The 24,701-nt window shown below is 37.5% G+C and carries 15 protein-coding genes; 7 read left to right on the top strand and 8 right to left on the bottom strand.

Annotated features, from left to right (window positions below):
- Positions 1–85 precede the first annotated feature (85 nt).
- The 5 genes from PLEUR7319_RS34975 to PLEUR7319_RS0111380 all read right to left on the bottom strand — a co-directional run bounded on the left by PLEUR7319_RS34975 (position 86) and on the right by PLEUR7319_RS0111380 (position 8,027).
- Complete coding sequence (locus PLEUR7319_RS34975) at positions 86–4,420, bottom strand: GAF domain-containing protein (RefSeq protein ID WP_019505346.1); 4,335 nt, start codon at positions 4,418–4,420, stop codon at positions 86–88.
- 79 nt (positions 4,421–4,499) lie between these two features.
- A complete protein-coding gene (locus PLEUR7319_RS0111365; RefSeq protein ID WP_019505347.1) occupies positions 4,500–5,081 on the bottom strand; it encodes a chemotaxis protein CheW in 582 nt (193 codons plus the stop codon).
- Positions 5,082–5,099: 18 nt separating this feature from the next.
- On the bottom strand, positions 5,100–5,465 hold the full coding sequence (locus PLEUR7319_RS0111370) for a response regulator (protein WP_019505348.1): 366 nt from the start codon (positions 5,463–5,465) through the stop codon (positions 5,100–5,102).
- Positions 5,466–5,912: 447 nt separating this feature from the next.
- Positions 5,913–7,097, bottom strand: coding sequence for a response regulator (locus PLEUR7319_RS34980; RefSeq protein WP_019505349.1), 1,185 nt, complete (start codon positions 7,095–7,097; stop codon positions 5,913–5,915).
- A 162-nt stretch (positions 7,098–7,259) separates the two neighbouring features.
- Positions 7,260–8,027 (bottom strand): DUF4388 domain-containing protein, encoded by a 768-nt coding sequence (locus tag PLEUR7319_RS0111380; RefSeq protein WP_019505350.1) that lies wholly within the window; start codon positions 8,025–8,027, stop codon positions 7,260–7,262.
- A 185-nt stretch (positions 8,028–8,212) separates the two neighbouring features.
- On the opposite strand from PLEUR7319_RS0111380, the gene rsmI reads away from it, so the two are divergent.
- Positions 8,213–9,061 carry a 16S rRNA (cytidine(1402)-2'-O)-methyltransferase gene (gene rsmI, locus PLEUR7319_RS0111385; RefSeq protein ID WP_019505351.1) on the top strand — a complete coding sequence of 283 codons (849 nt, stop codon included), beginning with the start codon at positions 8,213–8,215 and terminating at the stop codon, positions 9,059–9,061.
- A gap of 6 nt (positions 9,062–9,067) precedes the next feature.
- Complete coding sequence (locus PLEUR7319_RS0111390) at positions 9,068–10,369, top strand: cytosine deaminase (RefSeq protein ID WP_019505352.1); 1,302 nt, start codon at positions 9,068–9,070, stop codon at positions 10,367–10,369.
- A gap of 46 nt (positions 10,370–10,415) precedes the next feature.
- On the opposite strand, the gene PLEUR7319_RS0111395 is transcribed toward PLEUR7319_RS0111390, so the two are convergent.
- On the bottom strand, positions 10,416–11,432 hold the full coding sequence (locus PLEUR7319_RS0111395; protein WP_019505353.1) for an NAD(P)/FAD-dependent oxidoreductase: 1,017 nt from the start codon (positions 11,430–11,432) through the stop codon (positions 10,416–10,418).
- 300 nt (positions 11,433–11,732) lie between these two features.
- Between PLEUR7319_RS0111395 and PLEUR7319_RS34985 the strand changes: the two genes are divergently transcribed.
- On the top strand, positions 11,733–12,419 hold the full coding sequence (locus PLEUR7319_RS34985) for a lysozyme (protein WP_019505354.1): 687 nt from the start codon (positions 11,733–11,735) through the stop codon (positions 12,417–12,419).
- 6 nt (positions 12,420–12,425) lie between these two features.
- Here the strand turns inward: PLEUR7319_RS34985 and PLEUR7319_RS0111405 are convergent, their stop codons facing one another.
- Both PLEUR7319_RS0111405 and PLEUR7319_RS0111410 read right to left on the bottom strand, forming a co-directional pair.
- Positions 12,426–13,091: a DUF2301 domain-containing membrane protein gene (locus PLEUR7319_RS0111405; protein ID WP_019505355.1), complete on the bottom strand. Its 666-nt coding sequence runs from the start codon at positions 13,089–13,091 to the stop codon at positions 12,426–12,428.
- Positions 13,092–13,266: 175 nt separating this feature from the next.
- On the bottom strand, positions 13,267–14,787 hold the full coding sequence (locus tag PLEUR7319_RS0111410; protein ID WP_019505356.1) for an AAA family ATPase: 1,521 nt from the start codon (positions 14,785–14,787) through the stop codon (positions 13,267–13,269).
- A 455-nt stretch (positions 14,788–15,242) separates the two neighbouring features.
- Between PLEUR7319_RS0111410 and PLEUR7319_RS38025 the strand changes: the two genes are divergently transcribed.
- From PLEUR7319_RS38025 to PLEUR7319_RS0111430, 4 genes are all read left to right on the top strand, one after another.
- A complete protein-coding gene (locus tag PLEUR7319_RS38025; protein ID WP_019505357.1) occupies positions 15,243–19,265 on the top strand; it encodes a tetratricopeptide repeat protein in 4,023 nt (1,340 codons plus the stop codon).
- Between the two features lie 186 nt (positions 19,266–19,451).
- On the top strand, positions 19,452–20,195 hold the full coding sequence (locus PLEUR7319_RS34995; protein WP_019505358.1) for a calcium-binding protein: 744 nt from the start codon (positions 19,452–19,454) through the stop codon (positions 20,193–20,195).
- 590 nt (positions 20,196–20,785) lie between these two features.
- Positions 20,786–23,407, top strand: a complete 2,622-nt coding sequence (locus tag PLEUR7319_RS38030; protein WP_019505359.1) for a glycosyltransferase — start codon at positions 20,786–20,788, stop codon at positions 23,405–23,407.
- Positions 23,408–23,432: 25 nt separating this feature from the next.
- Positions 23,433–24,701, top strand: a complete 1,269-nt coding sequence (locus PLEUR7319_RS0111430; RefSeq protein ID WP_019505360.1) for a glycosyltransferase family 4 protein — start codon at positions 23,433–23,435, stop codon at positions 24,699–24,701.

The raw sequence follows: 24,701 nt of genomic DNA on the forward strand, positions 1-24,701 counted from the left end.
TATAATTGCTGTTTAAAAATAAAAAATCTGAATTCTGAAATAGATAATTTCTACTTCAGAATTCAATGGTTAGAACTTCTGACTCTTACTTGACTTTGAACTGAGATACGCTTGCTTGAAGATTTTGTGCCAGTTTCTCTAGCTCTTGGAAGGAAACAGAAATTTTGCCCGAATCTTGAGAAGTTTCATTAGCAATTTCCGCTACTTGACCCATCACTAGAGTTACGGATGCCGCTTCTTGAGTTTGTACATTGGCAGCACTGGTAATACCTTGAACCAAGTCCTTGATTTCTGCCGTGGCAGCAACAATTTCGTTTAAGCTTTCACGGGTTTCATTAACCAGATTCGTTCCTTCAGCAACTTGCTCGACACCAGCTTCCATCGCAGCAGCTACTTCTTGTGTTTCTTCTTGAATTTCCCTAACGAGTTTTTCAATCTCCGTAGTCGCTTCCGTAGATTGCAAGGATAGATTGCGAACTTCATCAGCTACTACCGCAAATCCTTTACCGTATTCTCCTGCACGAGTTGCCTCCAGAGCAGCATTTAATGCCAAAAGGTTAGTTTGAGTAGCAAAACTACTGATTAGGCTGACTACCTTGGAAATTTTCTGGGAAGAATCACTCAAACGTTTAACTCGTTTCCCGGCATCAGCAACAGTTTCCCGAATACTAGCGATACTATCTACAGTATTGTTCATTGCCTTATCGCCGGCTTGTACTGTTTGATTAGCCTGTTCAATAGCAACTTCCACTTTTTGGGCGTTTTCGGTAGTTACGGTGGAAGCATCGATCATCGCTTGGACTCTGTCTAATGCTTCCTGAAGTTCCTGCAACTGTCTCTCAGACTGTAAAGACAAACCTTGGATGGCATTGCTACTAGAACCCGTAGTTTCAGTTACTTGTAAAGCGGCTGTCTGTACCTGCTCCACAATTCCTTTTAAAGAATCGAGAGTGGTATTATAAGCTCCAGCAATTGTCCCAATTTCGTTTTCGGTAACATTAGCTCTAACAGTCAGGTCTCCGCTAAATGCCGGTCTAACAGTTCTGAGCATCTCAACCGCTTGCTTTTGGAGATCTTCTTTAGCTGCTCTTTCTCGGTCTAGAGTTTGGCTCAGATTTTCTGACTGAATCCGTAATTGCTCATAATAGTCAAGCTGCTGAATCGCGATTCCTAATTGATTGGCTAACTGTGCCATTTGATCCGCTTCTATTGTTTCCCACATACGAGGACCAGAATTTTGATAGACTCCTAATAATCCCCACAATTGGTCTTCTCTAAAAATAGGAGCGATGATATAAGCTCTGGCTTGATATTTCTCTAATGACTTGATATAGCAAGGAGGGAAATTTTGAGTGTAAATATCATTTATAGCGGTATATTTTTTACCTTCAGTGGTATATTTGCCACCTTGAGTTCGTTCCAAATAGGTGTCGGTTTCAGTAATATCCCCAGTAGACCATTTACGGAGAATACAGCGATTACTTTGAGTGCGATCGCCACTAAGAACTTCATCTTCAGTTTGTTCTATTAACAGTGAAACCCAATCACCAGCTACTGATTCAGCTACTACTTGACCACTCCAATCAGGATTAAACTGATAGACTACAGTACGATCAGCTTTTAGAGCTTGACGAACTTCTTGAGTTGTTACCTTGAAAACTTCATCAATATTTTTGGCGGTACGAATCTGCTCACTAATTTTATTGCTGGTTTTTTCTAATTCAGATTGTTTTTCCAGCCTGGTCATATAATTGATCTGCTGCATAGCAACTCCAACTTGCAAACCAATTTGCCTTAAGGTATCAACTTCATAATCTTGCCAACGATATGCAGCAGTATTTTGATAGCAGCCTATTAAACCCCAAAGCTTTTTGCTGCCAAACATATCACTGTCCGCAATAAAGATGGGCGCGAGAGCATAGGCTCTAGCTTCCATTTGTTCTAACAGTTCAATATGACATTCCTTGTGACCCTGTAAATAGATATCTTCTACAGCAAAGGTTTCACCGTTTTTGTAACGACCACCTTTGGTATTTTGCAGAAAAGTATCTTCAATAAAGGGAATTATTTTAGTCAGATCTGACCACCCTGGGGCAGCAGACTCGGCAATAAAATTCCCACTCCAGTCAGGATTAAAGCGATAGATAGCTACACGGTCAACATTTAAGATGCGACGACCTTCATCAGTAGCAATTTGCCAGACAGCTTGCTCATCTTTGGATAAACGAACTTTTTCCAGAATTTTCGAGAGACTTTTCTCTCTTTTGAATGCCTGCTCCATCTGCTTACTCTGGAATTCTGAGTTACGCATATAAGCAGTTTGTTGCAGAGGCATGATAAAACGAGAGGCAAATTCTTTGACCTGTTCGACTTCTGACTCTTGCCAGTTACGGGGTCCAGTGTTTTGGTAAACTCCTAAAACTCCCAAAAGCTGATTATTGAAATGAATTGGTACAACAACATAAGCCCTAGCCTGCATTGCCTCGAATTTTTCCAGTACTGCCTGGGCTAATCCTTTAGACTGGACATCATTGGCAATATAACAAGGCTCAAATTCTCCACCCTTGAAATGAAAGTCATAGTCTAATACCGACCCTGCGGGTTGCCAATTACCCCTCATAGATTCAGCTACAATTTTGCCACTCCAGTCTGGATTAAAGGCAAACACTGCTGCCCGATCTAGTTTCATAGACTGACAAATTTTATCTAGCCAGCTTTGCATCGTTTCTTGAGCATTCTGGCGGATAGAAGTCAGAAAATCCTGGTTAGAGATTTGTTCTGCTTGCTGGGCTTGGAATTTTAGCTCACGTATGGAGCGTGTTTGCTCTAAAGGTTGGTTAAATTTAGGTGCATACTCGACTACTAGCTGAACTTCTGATTCTTGCCAGTTACGAGAGCCAGAATTTTGATAAACTCCTAACATTCCTAACAGGCGATCGCCCATTTTAATGGGAACTACAATATACGCCTTGGCTTCTAGCCCTTCAATTTGCTCAATTAAACAGGGTGCAAAGCCCTGATTATAAATATCATTGACAACATACTTGGGTTGACAGTTTTCTGCGGTGATAAAACAGTCACTATCAAAAGAAGTAGACGCTTTCCCCCATTTAGAATCCGCGGACTCAGCTAAAATTTCTCCACTACCATCAGGATTAAAACCATATACTAAAGTCCGATCGGCTTTCACAAACTGGCGTATTTGTTCTAGTTTTTGTTCCATTGATTGTTCTGCTTGGGAACAAAAAATATTTACTAGATCTCCCTGGGCAAAGTGCTTAATCTGCCTATTTTGAAACTGAGAGTGACGGATTAAACTTATTTGCTGCATGGGCAAGTTAAATAGAGCACTATATTTGTGCATCAACTCAACTTCAGACTTTTGCCAGTTACGTCTATCAGAGTTTTGAAACACTGCTAAAATCCCTAATAATCGCTCCCCAGATTTAATGGGAATAGCAATATATGCTTTTGCTTCAATGGCTTCTAAAGCGGCGATTAAACAACGAGGAAAATCCTGAGCGTAAATATCGTTGACTACGTATTGAGATTGACAATTTTCTGCGGTCAAAAAACCGTCATAATCAAAAGCCGAACTCGCTGCTGACCACTGAGAATCTACGGACTCAGCGATCACGGTTCCGCTACCATCGGGGTTAAATCCATAAACCCAGGCTCGATCTGCTTTAAGATGATGACGAATTCCTGGCAGCATTGACTGTATCTGCTGGTGCATTTCCTGCCCCATTGAAGTTACCAAATCTTTGGTTCTATTTGATTTGAAACTAAGCACGGGAGATTGCAACACACGAGTCATTTCTAGTGTCAATTGATAAAGCAAATTGATTTCATCTTCTTGCCATTGACGTGGTTGGTCACACTGTTGAACTATTAACAGTCCCCACACTTTATTGAGTTCATAGCCTCTACTCCTTGGGGACACAGAATCAAGCACAATTGGGAACGCCAATGAAGCTTGTACCTGGAATTTCTCCAAGAGCTGTTTTTGATAAGGAGTAAGTTCTGCTTGGTTAATATTTTCAATAGCAATAAAGCCTGGAGTTAGAAAATCGTCTGCTCGATCTGCTCCAAAACAATTGCAAGCGATAGTTTCCCCAAATGCAGGAGTCCAACCTGATACTAAAGCCTCCGCAACAATTTCACCTGTATTTTCTCCTGCAAAAGAATAGATTAAAACACGATCCGCTTTGAGCTCCTGTTGAACGACTTTAACAACATTATTAAAAAAGTCCTGTTGTTCTGTGGATTGACGAATCTGTTTGATAACTTTCCACAGGCGATCGCGTTCCTGCTTATATAAGCTTTTTTTGATTTTTTGAACTATATCTGGTTTTGAGCCATTTGTGCCATCTGTTGCACTGGTTAACTGTGGTTCTTGATAAGTACTTGCTGAATCCATAATATTTTACTTGATTTTCTAATTATTGGTACTAATAATTGGTCACGAGGACTATTGAATTTGACTATAAAATTACGTATTACTGAGAATAATTAAACTCGGTCTTAATTGAGAAAAAGTTAAAAATTTCTTCGGCATCAATGAGCATAATAATGTCATTATCTGAACTGGTAAAATATCCATGTAGAAAAGGCAAAACATCCTCTGAAAATATTTCAGAAGAAGAAGGTTTAAATTTAGCCAAATCAAGTTCAATTAAATTGTCAATACTAGAAACAACTAATCCAATTGATTGTCCTTGAACTTGGATAACCATCACCAATACATCTTGATTGGTATCGCCATGGGACATAGGAGGTGGATATCCCAGTAGATTTTCTAAGTCTACAATCCAGAGCATTTCACTCCGCCAACTATAAATTCCTAAGACACAATAAAACATCTGAGGAACAGGTAAAATATCTCGAGCAGAAATCGTAATTACTTCTGTGACAATTTCTGCATCTAATAGTGCGATATCACCTTGTAACGCAGACTTATGTGTTTTTTCACTTCTCCCTAACTGAAATTGTAAAAACTTGCGGACTTGTTTGGCGTGAGACTGAATATCAGAATTAGTAGCAATATTCAGAGATAAAGAATTAGCAGATGTGCTTAACATTATATTTAGTAGGTAATTTTAACTGGCAATAAGTTGCTGCACTTTATTAATTAATTCATCGCGATCTACTGGTTTAGCCAGATAAGCGTCAGCACCCACCACATCTCCCCACATTTTGTCCGCTTCGGTAGACTTAGAAGAACACAAGATAACAGGAATTTTTTTCGTCTCTAAATCTGCTTTTAAGGTACGACATAGCTCAAAACCACTTTTCCCTCCCATGACCACATCTAAAACAATTAGATTAGGTTGATACTGTGATAATTTTTCTAGAGCTTCCTCGGCACTTTCAACATCTAGAACACTTAAGCCAGCTTGCTCAAGATAGGTAGTCGTGACTCGACGGTCAGTTAGACTATCATCGACCACTAAGACTTTACTCATAATTTAAATATTCTCCGTAACATAGATAACAAGACTATTAATTAAAGAGTTCCCAAAAAAAATGTTAAAATAACATTTAATTCCACAAAATTGATGGCAGCTCAAGTAAATATTTTTTTGATTGAAATATTGCTATTGGATTAAATTCAAATCATAAAATTTGCAATATTTAATTTTGCCCAAATAGCTAACAGGGGCTTAAACATATACACTATTTAATTAACCTGAAAACTTTAGGATAAAATACTGATGGTTTACCAATGAAGCTTAGCTTGCTAGTGTCTATTTTAAAAAAATAAAAGCCGACAAATTAACTATAGCTGAAGTCAGCAAAGTTTTTACTAACAATAATTAGCAATCTATCTTTAGATTTAATCGAATCTAATTTCCAGGAAAATTTAATAAGTTACTTCATCAATATTACTAAACTTAAATCAAATAACGAAATCAACCGGACAGCATTCTAATTGGTACGTTAGGCTCAGAAAACTTCTCTATAGTTTGCAGAATCTTATCTATTTCAATTGGTTTAGAAAGAAAATCTGATGCTCCACAAACTTTTGCTTTTACTCGGTCAAAGACTCCATCATTCCCTGTCAACATGATAATGGGAATATCCTGTAATTTAGAAACTCTTCTAATTTGAGTACAGACTTCATAACCATTTAAAATAGGCATTCCTATATCTAAAAATACCATCTTGGGATTAACGCTAATTAATTTAGGAACCGCTTGCATCGGTTGTTGAATTCCTAAAAAGCGATAATTAGCTTTGGTAATTATCTGATTCATAATCTGACATACTTGAGGACTATCATCTATACAGGCAATTAATGGTTTAGTCCCCAAATTTGTCTGAACTTGACTAGGAATAGCTGGTATAGCTCCATTACTACTAATCGTATCTCGATCGGGAACTTCCACTAATTCTAGTAATCCTTTGTATACATAAGGATAGATTGATTTAGTCAGTAGCAATAGATCTTTATTCATTCTTATTGCTAAATCTCTGAGACTTCTTCGCCCATCTAATAATTTGGTGAAATTTTGATAAACTACTGCTGGAACTGCTTTTAGCAACTGTTCTTTACTCTTTATTCGTGGGGCATGATTAGGATCGACAGAGGCAAAGCCACTTTTTACCCAGGCAGACCAATACTGTTGCATCTTTTTGAAAGCAATTTCAATGTCAATACTGAGGGGAGAATATCCAGTTGTTTCTCCTATTAGCTCAGTCAGTGATAATGGCTCTCTTTCTAATTCCAAAGCAATTGACTTTTCCTGTTGAAAAAGCTCAAAAAAAACCTCGATAATTTTACTGACAATAAGCTCTTGGATAATCTCTGGCGTAGTTAGCTTGCGCTGCAGTAAGATGCCTAAACAATGATATTCGGAACACCTATATTGCTCACTATTGCGTAAATTAACTTGCTTTAAGTCGATCTGAGAACAGTATTTATTCAGATGTCTTTGCCATGCTCGGTGAGAATGAGTTCCACCGTCTCCCCAAATGAGCTGACCATTATTAAAATATATTTTCCAATGTATACGAGTATCGGCTGATTTAGTCCTAACGTGGGCGATACCTGTAAAAGATTGCTTTTTTAAATCATTGAGTAAAGCAAATATCATTTTGTAGAATAATCGTTTATTTATCTACATAAAACTATAAGTCTTGCAATTGTATCTTGGCATCGGTGGATATAAGTAAAAATATCAGTATTAATAAATAAAAAAAACATCAAGCTGTTGAAGTTTGCAGATATTTTCACTTAACAATAAGAATAGATCTGTTTATCTTTCAACCTTGCCTGTTCGATATAATTCAGGTAGATCGGAAATTTCTAATAATCGTAAATATCCTTTGAAAAAGTAAGGGATTAATCCACAAGTTAAGTCCAAAACATTTTTATCCATCTTTATTGCTAAATCTCTTAAAGTTCTTTTTCCGTTAAGCAATCGAGACATATTAGTAAAAATAATATCTGGTACTTGTTGTTTTAACTCTAGATATTGTTTGAGGAGAGGAGCATGATGAGGAGAGCAGGAAGCTAAACCTTTACTACCCCATGCAGACCAATTTGTTTGGGCTTGAAATAGCATTTGTTCTAGATTGATAAAATCCAAAGACAAGCTAAATCCAACCTTTAGTAAGTAATGAGCTGATGTATTTTGAATATTGTATTCAAGAGAATTATGATATTCTTTTTGTAATAAATCAAAGAAAATTTCTTGACAAATAGTTTCCATCAAAGCTTTTAATTTTTCTCGTTTAATTACTCTTCTTTGTAGTAAAACCGTAATTAAATAGTAATTAAGCGATCTGATTTCACTTTGATGTCTCAAAACAAGTAAACTAGTATTTACCTCAGGACAATAGTAGGTCAGATTTCTCTGTAAAGAACGATTGACATGAGAACCTCCTTCTGTCCATAAATACTTACCTCGGTAGAAAAACATTTCCCACTGCTTCTCATCCTGAGATCTGATGGTCAAAATACCTGTGAATTCACATCGATTAAGAGAGATAAGCTGTTCTCCTAGCTTACTGTTAGCGCTCATTAAAATATTAATTTAGTGAAGAGTGAACAGAACAATAGTTGATGACAACAACCGCAATTTTATTGTTGATTAGTTGAAGTTGCCACTTTGTTAAAATGCTTGCTCATAGTTATTAGTTGGTATAGTCAGTGAGCTAAATTGGGCAATCAGGCTAATCTAATCGCTATCTTGATACATAAATTAAAATGACAAACGAATCACATTTGGGAAAACTGTATCTTGTTGGCACTCCCATCGGGAACCTAGAAGATATTACTCTAAGGGCGACGCGCATTCTCAGGGAAGTAGATTTAATTGCTGCTGAAGATACTCGTCGAACTGGTAAATTATTGCAACACTTACAAATTGACAAGCCTCAAATTAGTTACCACGAACATAATCATAACTCTCGAATTCCAGAGTTGATATCCCACCTTAAACAAGGAAAAAATATTGCTCTAGTCACGGATGCGGGAATGCCGAGTATTTCTGATCCTGGGTATAAATTGGTAAGAGAGGCGATCGCCAGTAATATTAGAGTGATTCCTATTCCTGGTGGTACAGCAGTTATCAGTGCCTTGGCTGCATCGGGTTTGCCCACAGATAGATTTATTTTTGAAGGTTTTTTGCCCCAGAAAGAGCAAGACCGCCAAGCTAGACTAGAGTTATTACGTAACGAAACTCGTACTATCGTGTTTTACGAAGCACCCCATCGTTTAGTTAAAACTTTGAAAGATTTAGAAATAGCTCTAGGAGTAAGAGAAATTGTTCTGGGACGGGAGATAACTAAAATACATGAGGAGTTCTGGCGCGGAAGTATTGCTGAGGCGATCGCTTTATATACCGAGCTGCGCCAACCTAAGGGAGAATATACCTTAGTGCTCAGGGGGGCAGCAGAAAATAATCTTATGATGTCGGAAGCAGAACTAAAAATTGAATTACAACAGCTATTAGATCAGGGCATGACGCGATCGCAAGCTAGTCGTCATCTCGCTAAGTTAACTTCTCTATCTCGAAGAGAAATTTATCAACTAGATTTAAACATTGAAAGTTAATTATTGATGGTTTTTAAAAGTAAATCTTACTGGTTAAAAAATGCTCATGTTCCAAATTGTCTCATTGAGTCAGATAATTGTCGGCATCAGACAAGAGAAGGTTTATATCTAGTTGACTTAAAAATTAGTAATGGCAAAATCGAGCAAGTTTCAGCCGCCAATACTGTTAAAGCAGAATCAATTCCCTATTTAGATTTACGACATCAGATAGTTTTACCCTGCTTTGTAGACGTTCATACTCATTTAGATAAAGGGCATATCTGGGAGCGATCGCCTAATCTTGATGGTACTTTTGATATGGCTTTGGATAGAGCGATCGCCGATGCGGAAAAGTATTGGCAACCTGAAGATGTTTACCGTCGCTTGGAATTTGGCTTAAAGTGTAGCTATGCCCATGGTACAAAAGCAATTCGTACCCACATAGATTCCTATGGAAAACAAGCACAGATTAGCTTAGATGTGTTCCAAAACTTACAGACAGCTTGGCAGGATAAAATCACCTTACAAGCAGTGAGTCTGGTTAGCTTAGACTACTATCAAACTCTTGAAGGAATAGCACTAGCAGATAAAATTGCTGACATGGGCGGTATCTTAGGCGGGGTTGCTTATCAAAATCCCGATTTAAATACTCAATTAGATACAATATTTACCTTAGCCAAAGAGAGAAATCTCGATCTAGATTTTCATGCAGATGAAAACGGCGATCCACATTCTTTATGTCTGCAAAAGATCGCTCAGGCTAAACTACGTCATAATTTTCAGAATCATATAACTTGTGGACATTGCTGTAGTCTAGCAGTACAGTCTCCTGAAGTACTTCACAAAACCATTGACCTAGTTAAACAAGCTAAGATCGCCGTTGTTAGTTTGCCTATGTGCAACCTATATTTGCAGGATCGTCAAGCAGCAGTAACTCCTTATTGGCGGGGTGTAACCAGAGTCAAGGAATTACAACAACATGATATTCCAGTGGCTTTTGCCAGTGATAATTGTCGCGATCCCTTTTTTGGCTTTGGCGATCATGATGTGTTGGAAGTATTTGAACAAGCAGTTAGAATTGCTCATCTAGATACCCCATATGCTAATTGGATCGAGAGCGTGACCAAGACTCCCGCAAGTTTAATGGGTTTAAACAATCAAGGAAAAATATTAGCAGGGAATTCAGCCGATTTAATTATTTTTTCTGCCCGTTACTTTAGCGAGTTATTATCCCGTCCACAAAGCGATCGCCTTGTTATTCGCAACGGAAAGCAGATTGATACTAAACTACCTGACTACAGCGAATTAGACGATCTAATTATTCAATAGCTCTTAGCCGTTAGCTTTTAGCTTTTAGCTTTAAAGATAAGTCTTATTAGATTGATTCTTGTAATATATATCTAGCCGCAGCAATTCCAGACAACACGGCACCTTCAATTTTAGGAGAAACAAAAGCATCTCCTGCCATAACTAAAGGTAATTCTGGCAAGGCTAAATAAGGTTTACTATAAAATGTTTTCGGCAAACTATAACGCCAACGATGTACTTGATATTTAATTACGGGCGAGTTAATCCAGGAAGATGCAGCCCCAAGTAATTTTTGAGCAATTTCTGTATCACTGTAATTCCAGTAAGTATCACTAAAGTGTGGATAAGCATGGAGAGTGATTGCGTAACCATTGGGGGAAATGCCTTTTTGAGAGTTAGAAGCTAGCCAAACCAAAGATTCATCTTCAAGAGCTAAACCCCCTGGAGTAGGAATACTACTGGGTTTTTCTAGCAGAGCTAATACAGCAATGCACCGATGGTAACTAATTTGTTCCAAAGATGTTCTAATTGATGTTGCTAAATCTATTTGAGAATTGTCTAATAAGTCTAGAGATTGAGGTACAGGAGGTGTCATAACGAGAATATCCCCCCGAAACTGCTGATTCTCTTCTGTTTCTATTAACCATTGAGTTTCGTAATTGAGTTTAACTACTCTAGTACTAGTGTGAACCTCTAAATCTTGAGCTAAATACTTAGCGATACTACGAGTACCTTTAACGCCACAGTAACGGGATTTGCCATCTACTTTACCAAAACCTCTACACCATTCTCTGATTACTCCCTGTTTTAACCAATCATCAACCCAAACCTGAAACTCTGGCTGTTTGACACTGAAATATTGCGCACCATAGTCAAATACTCCTTCAATATCTTCTGAATAGTTAATACGACGGGTAGCCAAACGTCCGCCTATTCCTCTTCCTTTATCTAACACTGTCACTTTCATCCCTCTACGTTGTAGGAGAGTAGCAATAATTAATCCTGAAATTCCGCCGCCAATAATAATACACGCAGAACTGTCTTTCAATTGCTTCAGCTCTTGTTTCTGTTCGTTTCTAAGCATATTTAAGTTCTAAATTGAATTGAAAAAATTGGCGATTACTTTTGAGCTATTTACTATTTGCTATTGACGTTCAGCGATATACTGATTATCTTTTTGTTGATTTCAGATACTATTTTGCTCGGTAAATTGTGGCATGCACCTACTAGAGCAACAGTTTAGTACTTAAAGGTATTAGCAAAGAGCTATTCTTATAAACTTAACCATCGTGGTTAATTTGAGATTACATAGTTTTTTACAGAAATCAGTTATGAATATAAACTGCACATTTACTTAAGCAATAATACTCATAAAAAATTCAATATGTTTTTGACAACTAGCAATATCAAAAAATACCACCATTCAGCAATAATTTTGGGATTGGCTTTGACTTTCTCTGGGGTATTCACCCTTAGCTCTCAAGCTGCTGATGAATTTGACAAAAATACTAATGCTAGTAGTCAATCAAAGATGAATAAGCTGCATGGCGATAATACACCTAATATTCCTCAAAAGGAGACAATTATCGCTTCAAATCTTCAAGTTCTACCTGCTACCCTAAATTTGGTAAAACAGTTTGAAGGCTTTCGTTCCTATTCTTATTTTGATACTAGTGGTTTACCAGTGATTGGTTATGGACAAACGAGAATTAACGGTAGAACTGTCACCATGGGACAGTATATTAGCCAAGCTCAGGCTGATGTTGCTTTAGAGCAGGAATTGTACCATATTCAAAGTATTGTCTTGTCCCATGTAAAAGTAGACGTAAATCCTCATCAGTTAGGGGCATTAACTTCCTTAGTTTTTAATGCAGGCACAGGCATACTAACCAATAGCACCTTAATTAGAAAACTTAACGCTGGGGATTATGCAGGGGCTGCCAACGAATTTCCTCGTTGGAATAAAGCTCATCAAGGAGGTCGCTTGGTGGTATTTCCTGGTTTGACTAGACGCAGACTAGAGGAGAAAAAGTTATTTTTAACTCCTTACAACCACATAGCAAGTAATTAGATATTGTTAGTTATTTAATTTGAGCTTCTTGTTTTCTTGCTCTTTCAAATAAGCAAATACGGACTTATCGCCGATATCTGGATCAATCATCTGGATCATTTTTCTAATTGCAAAGACACTAAAGCCAATTGACCAAATTCCCAATAATGCTTGTTCCATTGCCACAGGAATGATTCCTGTCATGTGCCCTAATAATAGTAATGGGACGATGGGAGTCAGGATTTTGGTTTCCATACGATTAAAACAGGCAGCTTCTTTGAAATAAATTCCCGTCAAAGCAGCAAAGGTAAAGCCTGTACCAAACAAAGTTAGAGGATGATTGTAGATATATAGCGCTAAAGGTTGATTGCTTTGAGTAGCGATCGCAATTGTGGCAACTGTCCCAATAATCCAAAAACCTTGCAGTAATCGATGTAAAGGCTTCATGTATATATGAATATAGACTAAGCTAACTCCCAAGCCTAAAGTAAACAGCGCAAATAAGGGGGTAATAGCTGGTAAAGCTGCTTCTCCTTGGGCAAAGAATAGATTACTGGCGATCGCAAAACTAGCTGCGGCAATAACTAGTCCTGCACGATAGATAATAACTTCTATGCGATCTTTTTTGGTGATTGTATACTCGCCAAATTGCCCTTGATAGGTTTGGGGTTCTTTATCTAAAATGGCAATCATGATTTTAATTAGAGATGGGATGATAAATTATCTTATATAACAAAGCTTACGTATCTGAATTTCAGAAGTCAAACACCAAGAGGGTTTAAAGAAGCTTCAACTTCTCAAATATATTTTCAATATATTCTCTATCTTAAATGACAAACTTAGAATATGGTTTAGTGGCGGGAGGATGTCAACTTCCAATTTTCGACTGCAAAGGCACAAACTGCTGTTCGGCTTCCTTTATCTCCTCAAAAGATGCCGACTGCGCCCTACCTTCTTTCAACCAATTCCGTAATTCGGTAATGGTTTCCTGCTGAGAAACCGATAAAGGTACTTGACGTTTGAGAGCATGAGAAATATCTTTGGTTGTAAACTCCCGCCCCTGATTAAATCCGAAATACATCCCATCAATAATTGCCTGTTCTATTTCTGCCCCGACATAACCTTCAGACTGCCTTGCTAACATGGCAACATCGAAATCTTTAGGTAATCTATTTCGCTTACTTAAATGTGCGTTCAGAATCTCCTGTCTCTCAGTTACAGTGGGTAAATCGAGGAAGAAAATCTCATCAAAGCGTCCTTTTCGTAATAACTCTGGAGGCAAATTAGAAATATTATTGGCAGTAGCAACTACAAAACAAGGTGCTGTCTTGTTCTGCATCCAGATCAGAATTGTGCCCAATAACCGTTTGCTGACTCCGTCATCACGACCGCCAAAAGCTTTCTCTATCTCATCAATCCAGAGAATACAGGGGGCAACCCTCTCGGCTAACTGTAATGCCCTTTGAGTTCTTGCTGCTGATTCCCCTATCAAAGAGCCTAATAACGAACCCAGTTCTAGGTGAAGTAAAGGTAACCGCCATATACTACTAATCATCTTGACGGCGAGACTTTTACCCGTACCAGAAATACCAATCAGAGCGATACCTTTGGGGGCTGGTAAGCCATAGTTACGAGCTGCCTGGGAAAAGACACATTTGCGCAACCGCAACCATTCCTTTAAAACTGCTAAACCGCCCACATCTCTTGGAGTTTCATGAATGGTATAGAATTCTAACGCCTGACTCTCGCGAATAATTTGTTTCTTCTCTTCAATAACTAAATTAATATCGCGGTCATCTAAGACCCCATCGCTCACAATAGCTTTGGTAAATACTCGTTGTGCCTGGGCTGCGGTCAATCCTAAAGCTGCCTGTACCAGTTTTTCTCTGCCTAACTTAGTTAAGTTTACTCGCACTCCTGGAGTCTGACTTAATCTTTGTAGTACGGTTTCTAGCTCATTAGTTTCGGGTAAAGGAAACTCAATGATTACCGTTTCATCTCTCAACTCCAGAGGAATTTTTACCGAAGGTACAGTAATTAGAATCGATTTCTTACTAAATTTAAGCTTTTGGGCAACGCTGCGGAGTTTGCGCTTAAATTGGGGGTTACTCCAGCAATCATGAAAATCCTTGAGGACAAATAAACCATCACTATCAGCTTGCTCTATCTGTTTTAAAGCGGAAAAAGGATCGTGGGCGGTCGGTATTGAAACAGACCAATTAGTGATTGCTTGAAAGCCATCAGCAACATCCCAACCAAGACAAGGACGTTTAGCGCGATCGCAAACTTGTTTAACGCTATGTAATGCGCGTTCTTCTTCTGTTGAGACTAATACTATTAGAGTAAAACGCGATCTCAAGTAAATGTCTAATTTTTGCTCAAACGCCATGGTTTATTTCTGCAAAGCGCACTGGCGAAGCCAATCGCCCTATTTAAAATACCGTGTTTTCTCGAATATAACTGTCCACTATCAAAAACGTAAACTCGCGAAATTGCCTAAATATCGAGCATCAATTGGATGAAGGAAAAAAGGTGTGGGAGTTAAATAATAGAGACGCTTTAAGTAACGAGTAAAAAGTAACGAGTAACGGCAATTAAAAAAAAATTTTTACTAAGCTGTAAATATTAAGATTCACTGGGCAATCAGTAGTTTTAAGTGTTAAATTTTGCGGTTAGTTAGTTACTAAGTAGGTAGGCATAATAATTTATAAAACCCAGGTAGTTAATCTTTTCCCTATCACCCATCCCCTAACCCCTAACCCCGGCAAAAACCTTTTTATATTTAATTTCACCCACCTACTTAAAACTGATAACTAAAATTTTTCTAATATCTAATCTGTAAAGATGATCAAAGTAGATGAGGCACAAGTTTGCCTAAATCAGGCACAAGCTCACTGGCAGATGCAACATTGGCAAGAAACAATTCAAGCCTGTGCGAAAGCGATCGCGATTAATCAGAAATTAGCCAAAGCTCATAAGCTCATGGGGGATGCTCTCCAAAAAACCGGTCAAGCAAAAGAAGCCATTGGTTACTATCGTCAGGCGATCGCCATAGAGCCAGATTTTGCCGAAGCATACGCAAACTTGGGTACTCTCTACGCCCAGCAACAACAATGGCAACAATCCATAGCTTATTATCAGCAAGCACTTAATATTGACCCTAAATTTTTAGGAGTATATCGACATTTAGCTAAAGTTTGGCAAGTGCAGCAACAACCACAAAAAGCCCAAGCCTGTCTAGCTAAAGCTCAAGAGTTAGAAACGCCGTCTAAACAATCTATCGATGACTATCTGTACAGAGCAAAAACATTACAACAACAGGGGGATCTAAAAGCCGCCCTACAACAATATCTTGAAGCCACGAAAATTGACCAACGGTCAGAGCACAAAGGCGATTCGGTTCGCCGCATGTGTCCGTCGTTGTACGGCGGAGTAATCTCTGACTCTCAAAGGATAGAAATTTATCAAGAAATTGTCTCTCTTTGCGAGCAGCTAGAATTATGGGAGGAAGCTGCTAAATATTTTCGACTCATTCTTCAGTTAACTAACTCAACTCAAGCTAGTTCCCATTCAACCAACCCTGAAACAAGTTCGTTATCAAAAACAACGCAATTATCTTCCGTACGTCATCAAAATTCATTACTAAAAACACCTCAATCGATTGAGACCAAGTCAAATCTGGTTGAATCAAAGCCCAATTCCGCTGAAAAATATTATGATTTGGGTATTTTAGCTACTGAACAACAACAGTGGTCAGAGGCAATTCAGCACTATCAACAGGCGATCACCTTCAATCCTCAGATGGCGAAAGCATATCGTGCTTTAGCTCGAGCTTTAGCTCAAGTGGGAGAACAAGAAAAATCCACAGACTATTTGTTCCAGGCGATCGCTCTAGAAAGTAAGGGAGTTACAGCAACAGAGTTGTTAGAACTAGGCAAAAATCTAGCTAGCTGGAAAAAATATGAGTCAGCCATTAATTGTTATCGTCGAGCAATCGAAAAACAACCCGACTTGATTAGTGCTTATCTTGGTTTAGGAGAGTCATTAACTAAATCTGGAGCTATAGAGCAAGCGATCGCTTGTTATTTGCAGGGTCTTAAGTACAAGCAAGATGCTCCTGAATTATATTATCGTTTAGGCGATATTTACAGTCAGAAGCAGGAATGGTCCAAAGCTGCTCTTTGTTATCAGAAAACAACTCAATATAAGAGCGATCATGCTGGAGCTTATCATCACCTGGGCGATGTTTTAAGTAATTTAAAAAAATGGTCCGAAGCAATATCAGCATATCAAGATGCGATACAGTTTAATCCTGATTTTTCCTGGTCTTATAATAATTTGGGCTATGCCCTAATTCAGTTAAAGCGATGGGCAGAAGCCATCCCAATCTATCAAAATGCGATCAAACTCAATCCTGATTTTCCTTGGTCCTACTATAATTTGGCTGAAGCTTTAGCCAAGGAAAATAAATGGGATCGAGCAGTCACTTGCTTACAGAAAGCGGCTCAGATACAGTCAGATTTACCTAATATTCAGCAAAGGCTAGGTGAGGCTTTATATCAGAGAAGTCAACAAGATCGAGAGCAAGCTTTAAAGCATTTTCAGCTGGCTTTAAAACAAGACCCAAATAACCCCGAAATATATCATCAAGCCCTAGCGATCGATAAAGCAAATATTGAACTTTATCTCCAATTAGGAAACATTTTAGCGAGTAAAGAACAACTAGAGCAGGCGATCGTCACCTATCAAATGGCACTGCAAGTGCAGCCTAAAAACATTGAAGTTATGACTCGCTTGCAGGAAGCTTTGCTGAAACAAGATCCTGACTGCGATGTTGACAAGATTCTCCAGAGTTATGCCAGGCAATCTTCAGGGGAATTAAAGATTAATCAAGCTGATTTTCCAACTTTGGCTGCTGAATTACGACAGCTCTTAACTCATAGTGAATATCCCGAAGTTTCAATCATCATTCCTGTTTACAATCAGCTAGGCTATAGTCTACAGTGCCTTAAGGCGATCGCCTTAAATGTAGCTGATTCTACGGCAGTAGAAATCATTCTGATTAATGATTGCTCTTCAGATCAGACAAAAGAGATCTTAGAAACAGTTCCCGCCATCAATTTAGTAAACAATCAATCTAACCAGGGTTTTATTCACTCTTGTAATTTGGGTGCATCTATGGCTAGAGGGAAGTATCTTTATTTCCTCAATAACGATACTGAAATCCAACCCAACTGTATTGAAAGTCTGATTGAAGTTCTAAAAGAAGATGCGCAAGTAGGTGCGGTTGGCTCAAAACTAATCTATCCTGACGGTGCTCTGCAAGAAGCAGGGGGAATTATTTGGCAAGATGCTTCGGGGTGGAACTATGGCAGAAAAGATAATCCCAATGCTCCTGAGTATAATTTTTTGCGTCCCGTAGATTACTGTTCGGCAGCCAGTTTAATGGTTAGAAAAGAAATTTTTGAGCGTTTAAATGGGTTTGAAAGAGATTTTGCGCCCGCTTACTATGAAGATACTGATCTTTGCTTTGCTATTCGTCATCAATTGGGGTTAAAGGTTATGTATCAACCCCATTCAGAAGTAATTCACTATGAAGGAGTTAGCTCCGGTACTTCGACTGATAGTGGTGCCAAGCAATATCAAGTAGTTAATGCCACTAAATTTCAGCAAAAATGGCATACTGTTCTCAACAAAAATAATTATTTACCCAATATTGGTATTGCCAATGTAGCTAAAGCCACCCGAAAATATTTGGGACACAAAACAATTTTAGTGATCGATAGCTATATGCCCTGCTATGATCAAGAATCAGGTTCACGTCGGTTATTTGAACTCATAAAAATATTTAAATCACTAAATTTTCATGTAATTTTTGCCGCTGATAATGGCGTTAAGGCTCAACCCTACACTTCGATACTAGAAAATTTGCAAGTAGAAGTTTTATATATTCAGCAAGGTTATAGCAAAGTTATCGAGAAGCAAATAAATGCTCGATTATCTCTAATCGATATTGCCTGGATTTGCCGTCCCGAACTCAATGAAAAATATGTATCTTTAATTCAACAAAGAAGAGAAATTAAAATCATCTATGACACTATTGATTTACACTATTTACGCTTAAAAAGAGCTTGGGAATTAGCACCAAATCCCAACTCCACAGCCGTACCAGACTGGATTGATATGCATACAAGAGAATTAAGAATAGCCCATCAGTCCGATTTAACGATTACTGTTACTTCAATAGAAAAAGAAATTTTACAGGATCAATTGGCAAATCGAGTAGCAGTCGTTCCTAATATTCATATTCCTTATCAAGGTAGTATCCCCAGTTTTGATAAACGCTCAGGACTTCTATTTATTGGGAACTATAATCATCCACCCAATGTTGATGCAGTGTTATGGTTATGCCAAGAAATCATGCCTTTGGTATGGCAACAACAACCCAATATTCAAGTTACCTTACTAGGTAGTAACTCCAACTCAGAGGTGACAAATTTAGCTAGCGATCGCATTCAAGTTATGGGATATATTGACGATGTCAGTCCTTATTTTTTAAGTCATAGATTATCGGTTTCCCCATTAAGATATGGCGCAGGAATGAAAGGAAAAATTGGTCATAGTTTGGAGTATGCTCTGCCTGTAGTTTCTACTAAGATCGGTACTGAAGGGATGAATTTAGTACCGGAACAAGATATTCTAGAAGCCAATAATACTCAGGATTTTGCTCAGCAAATATTGCGTCTTCACGAAAATGAAAATCTTTGGAGTTATTTATCCACAAATGCTCATAAGGCGATCGCTGCTTATAGCCCGGAAAAAGTTAAGCAAAATATTGACAAAATGATGCAGCAGTTAATTGACTAGATTCAATAGAGTTTTTTTTGTAGAAGTATTTGATCGAAATCACAGCTATAAGTGATCTTTGCCGTTTTAATGAAAATCTCTATTTGGCTCATTTGAAGCACTTAGAAATTAAATATTACAAGTATAGGTCACATTGATTTTCTACTAAAAAAAGGAATCAAGAAATTGGAATTTAATCATGTAATTATGTCTATCATTGAAGAAACTATAGTTGGTGATTCCGAGTCTAATATCATCAGATATCTTCTCCAAGAGAATTTAGTTATAGATGGTAAAGAAGGCGATGACTTAATTTATTCACCCACATATTCAGAAGATACCACCCACACCAAAACTAAGATTGATGGTGGTGATGGCAATGACGATCTTAGAGGTCGTGACGGAACTGATACTCTAGCTGGTGGCAGTGGAGACGATATACTTTATGGAGAAGGTGGTAACGATCTTCTCTATGGAGGTTTAGGAAACGACATACTTTATGGAGAAGATGGTTTTGACCGTCTTCATGGAGGTTCAGGAAACGACATCCTCTATGGAGCAGGTGGTGACGACCGTCTTCATGGAGACTACGGCAGTGATACTTTAATTGGTGGTAATGGTATTGACTTCTTGATTAAGCGGCGTTCTCAAGCCAATGATTTTGATATTTTGGACTTTTCTGACACTGACAACGCTACAGACTATTTACTCTTTATTGAAGATGGTTTCAATTCTTCTGGTATATCTTCGGTTAAGGGTTTTACCGATGAAGATCGAATTGTTTTGCGTGAAATTGGAGGAGACAAAATTTTGAATTATCAAGTCACCAGCAATGGAATTGGAGATGCTATTTTAAGCATCACTCACAATGAATTTGAAATATCTACTATTATTTTTGAAGATCTTGACGATACCTTTGTTGAGTCGAAAATCATACTAAGATCTCCCTAGTCAGCAATTGAAAATTGAGAATGAATATTGCCAAATTTACTCTCACACACTAGATTTCTGGCACGAATCATAATGAACTAATTGAGAAAGAGGTAAAAGGGTAAAGGTAAAAGGGAAAAAATAATAGCAAGCTATTGATGCAAGAGATGCCATGAACTATCGTTCACAACTCAGGGATAAAAATAGAATGATATAGCGTTTCTCGTATTAATGAGATACACCTTGGTGGAGTCAGGGAATAGGGAACAGGGAATAGGGAATAGGGAATAGAGGTTTTAAGATTTTTGACTAAGTTTATAATTTGTACCTCACTTATTTGAAAAACGCTATATACGAATTTACCTTGTTTTGGCTTCTATTTTTAAGACAGGTCTTCTAAAGGATACTCCTCATACTAATTGTAACTATACTTATTACATTTATCTGTTGATTAGGTTTTAGAGATGTCTATTAGTTGAGTATTTTGCTCTCTAAAAAGTTGCAAATATCTGTCAGAATCCGTAATTATACCAATGACAATAAAAATAAATAATGTTAAATTAGCACTCAAATTAGATCCTTAATTAAATATATTAAGATCAACAATTTTAATGATAATAAATGCTCAGGAAGATAATATTCATCAAAAAATTGGATACCTACAAAATAAAGCTATAGCTAATCAGAAAGAAGGCAATCTAAAAGAGGCGATCGCTTATTATTTAGAAGTTATTAAATTAGATGATAATCAGCCTACTTGGTTATATAGCAATGTAATTCATCTATTGGCACAGCTTGAGCGTTTTAAAGAAGGACTAGAACAAGGAAACAAAGCTTTAATTAGACATCCAGAATCAGAAGAATTACACCGTGCAATTGGTTTGGTATATGAAAAACAACAAAATACCATAAACTGTATTGAAAAGTATCGAAAAGCAATTAGCTTGGAGCCCAAGCAACCTGATTGGCTGTATTGTAATTTAGCCAAACAATTACTAAAACAAGAACAGCTTGAAGAGGTAGTTGATGTCTGCTACCAAGGTCTAGAATTATATTCTAATTTTTATCCTTTACATTACGTATTAGGTAAAACTTATGCCCTACAGGAAAAATGGGAGCGGGCTATATTATCGTATCGACGAGTTCAAGAATTATATCCTGATTGGTTAGAGGTAGAACAAAAAATCAATCAACTCATTTATAAAAAAAGTCAAACAGAAAGATTTATCAATCATCAAAACAATAAAATCAAATTACTCTTGGAAAATTTTGCTGCAAACATAATTGATAAAAAAATCAATAATACAAATAATCATCTAGAAATCTTTAAGGATCTAGATGTCAACTTACTATTTGCTGAATTAAGAAAAGAAGAGCTAGATGTTATTTCTTGTAATCTACTATTAGATAGTTTTCGAGATAATTTTCTAGACAATAAATCAATTCTCAATTATGGTTGTTGGCTATCTCCTAGCATTTTATATTTGGAAGTTACTGTAGATAGCTGCTTGGTATTCAACAAAACTACAATCTTAGTTTGTTCTGAGCGAAAATATGCAGTGGCACAAGCTAACTTTTTCCAAATTACTGACCGACAAGTTGCTGGTGTAGCATGTTTTGCCAAAAATCTATATTTAGAGAATGAGGATAGTTATCGTATTTGTATTGACGATCGTAATTCTCCTATAGTAATTGAAGGAAAAGTTTCTCAAAAGTCTTATAGCTTAGAATTTATAGAACATCTCAAAATCAAGCCTAATGAGCAGCAAAACCTAATTCGAGAGTCTTTAAGCAATTCGGTAATCAAGCTCATTCCTCAGAATCATAAACTAGAGGCAGGAAATTTATTAAGAAAACTGCAACACTTTATAGATATTCCTGCTTCTAATTATGTTGAGCCTAATTTACCATTCAAAATTTTTATCGACTATATCATCCCTCTTAAATATGATGGTTTATTTATCAGTGGATGGTTGCACGATCCTTATCAAATGCTGGAGAAAATTACGGCTATTTCTGCTTTAGGCTTTTCTTTTGATATACCTAGTCAAGATATCTATCGTTTAGAGCGACAAGATGTCAATACGTTTGTACAAAATACCCGTTACGGTGACTTTGAGGAAAAGTTGGGTTTTTGTTCATACATCACAGTATCAGAGTCAATTCGTCAATCAATTCAAGATTTTGCCGATTTACACAGTTTTCGCTTTTTAATTAGGCTTAGAGGTAATATTGAAGTCGAAATAGTTCCCGATGTTAAATACAGTGATTTTTATAATGCTCGCAAGCAATTAATGCAAATTGCTAACCCCAATAAAGTATCTGAGCAGATGTTGACTAACTGCATAGCTCCAGCAGGATATAAATTACAACAGCTATGTATCGAGCAAGTAAGAATTAGAGATGTAACAGTTATTGGTAAACCTATAGCACAACCTTTAGTTTCAATTGTTATTCCTTTATATCGCCGACTCGATTTTATCAAAGTACAGTTGGCAACTATGGCAAACGATCCTGCTATTAAGCAGTGTGAAATAATTTATGTCCTTGACTCCCCTGAGCAAGAGGAAGAATTGAGAACCTTGCTCTTAAATCATTGCATCCTTTATCAATTGCCAATTAAATTAGTCGTCATGGAGAGGAATAGTGGTTATGCAGCAGCTAATAATGCTGGAGTATGTCAAGCTGCTGGTGAATATTTGGTGCTATTAAACTCTGACGTTTTTCCTAAAGCTAAAGGATGGATGTTAGAAATGGCTAAGTTTTATCAGAGTTCACCTAAAATTGGTACTTTGGGCACCAAACTAATTTATGAAGATGGTTCTCTACAACATGCAGGAATGTTTTTTGCACAAACAATATTTCCTTTTTGGATAACTCTTCACTATTACAAAGGCTTACCTGGCAATTATTCGCCTGCCCAGAAATCAAGAGCAGTGCCTACGGTTACGGGCGCATGTTTAATGATTCGCCAAGAGCTTTATGACCGGGTAGGAGGTTTAACTACGGACTACATTATTGGAGATTTTGAGGATTCAGACCTGTGTCTAAAATGTCGGGAATTAGGTTATGAAAGTTGGTATTTTGCAGATACCACTTTGTATCATTTAGAACGGCAGTCGGTTCCTCTCAACAGTTCCTACAACAATAGTTTAGCTTGGCGATTAAACGGAAATCTCCATCATCAGCGTTGGGGAGAACAAATAGCTCGGTTAATGAGCATTCATCAATAGTAATTGGGCAATTGAGCGTATCCTTATGACCATAACCGCACCGCCAAAAACTAAAAAGCTTTTAATTATTGTTCATAATCATCCTCATTTTTTTCCTGGAGGGGCAGAAATCTTTGCTTACGATCTTTTTAAAGCAATTCGCGCTCATACTGAATACAAACCTTTTTTCTTAGCAGCAGCAGGACCCGATAGTAGAGAGGTGCATACAGGAACACCGTTTCAAATGCTGGTCGACTCAGAGGATGAAGCTTTATTTTGGGGTGGTGCGTTTGACTATTTCTACCAATCCCAGCAGATACTTAGTTTTATGTATCTCGATTTTAAAAATTTTCTGCAACAGTTACAGCCTGATGTAATTCATTTTCATCACACAATTCGGTTAGGTGTCGAAGCAATCCAAATCGCCAGACAAATTTTACCTGATGTCAAAATTGTGTTGACAATTCACGAATTTATCTTAATTTGCAATCGAGATGGGCAAATGGTACGAAAAGATAACGAGGAACTATGTGAATCTGCCTCCCCAAATCGCTGTTATGGTTGCTTTCCAGAATATTCACCGCAACAATTTAGGATGCGAGAAGAGTTTCTCAAAGCTCACCTAGATTTAGTAGATCGATTTATCTCCCCTAGTAATTTTCTAGCTCAACGTTTTCTCGATTGGGGATTGCCCGCCAATAAAATGACGGTGCTAGAGAATGGTCGTCAGATTTATGACCCCGCTCCCCATCGACAGTTAGAACCAGAGGAAAAACGCAATCATTTTGGTTTTTTTGGTCAAATAAATCCCTATAAAGGAGTGTTGTTAATTTTACAGGCAGTAGAATATCTAGTAAAAAATGGATTTAAAGATTTTCATGTAGATTTATTTGGCAATATCGCTACAGGTTTTCCTGAATTTCAGGCAGAATTTAGCGAATTTTTAGATAAATATAAGGATCTAGTTACTCATCATGGTAAGTATCAACAATCAGAAATTCCTGAATTAATTCAGTTGGTAGATTGGGTAATTGTGCCATCAGTTTGGTGGGAAAATTCACCCTTAGTAATTCAAGAAGTTTTTATGCATAAACGTCCTATTATCTGTAGCAATATTGGCGGGATGGCAGAAAAGGTAGAGAACAATGTAACTGGCTTACATTTTAGAGTCAGAAATGCCGATAGTTTGGCACAAGTAATCAAAAAATCTTGTTCAAATGCGAATTTATGGCAAAAGTTAGTCAATAGCATTACTCCACGTTTATCAATAGAAAATAGTGCCAAACAACATGCAAATTTGTACTCAGATTTTTGA

Source organism: Pleurocapsa sp. PCC 7319 (genome assembly GCF_000332195.1).
GTDB lineage: Bacteria > Cyanobacteriota > Cyanobacteriia > Cyanobacteriales > Xenococcaceae > Waterburya.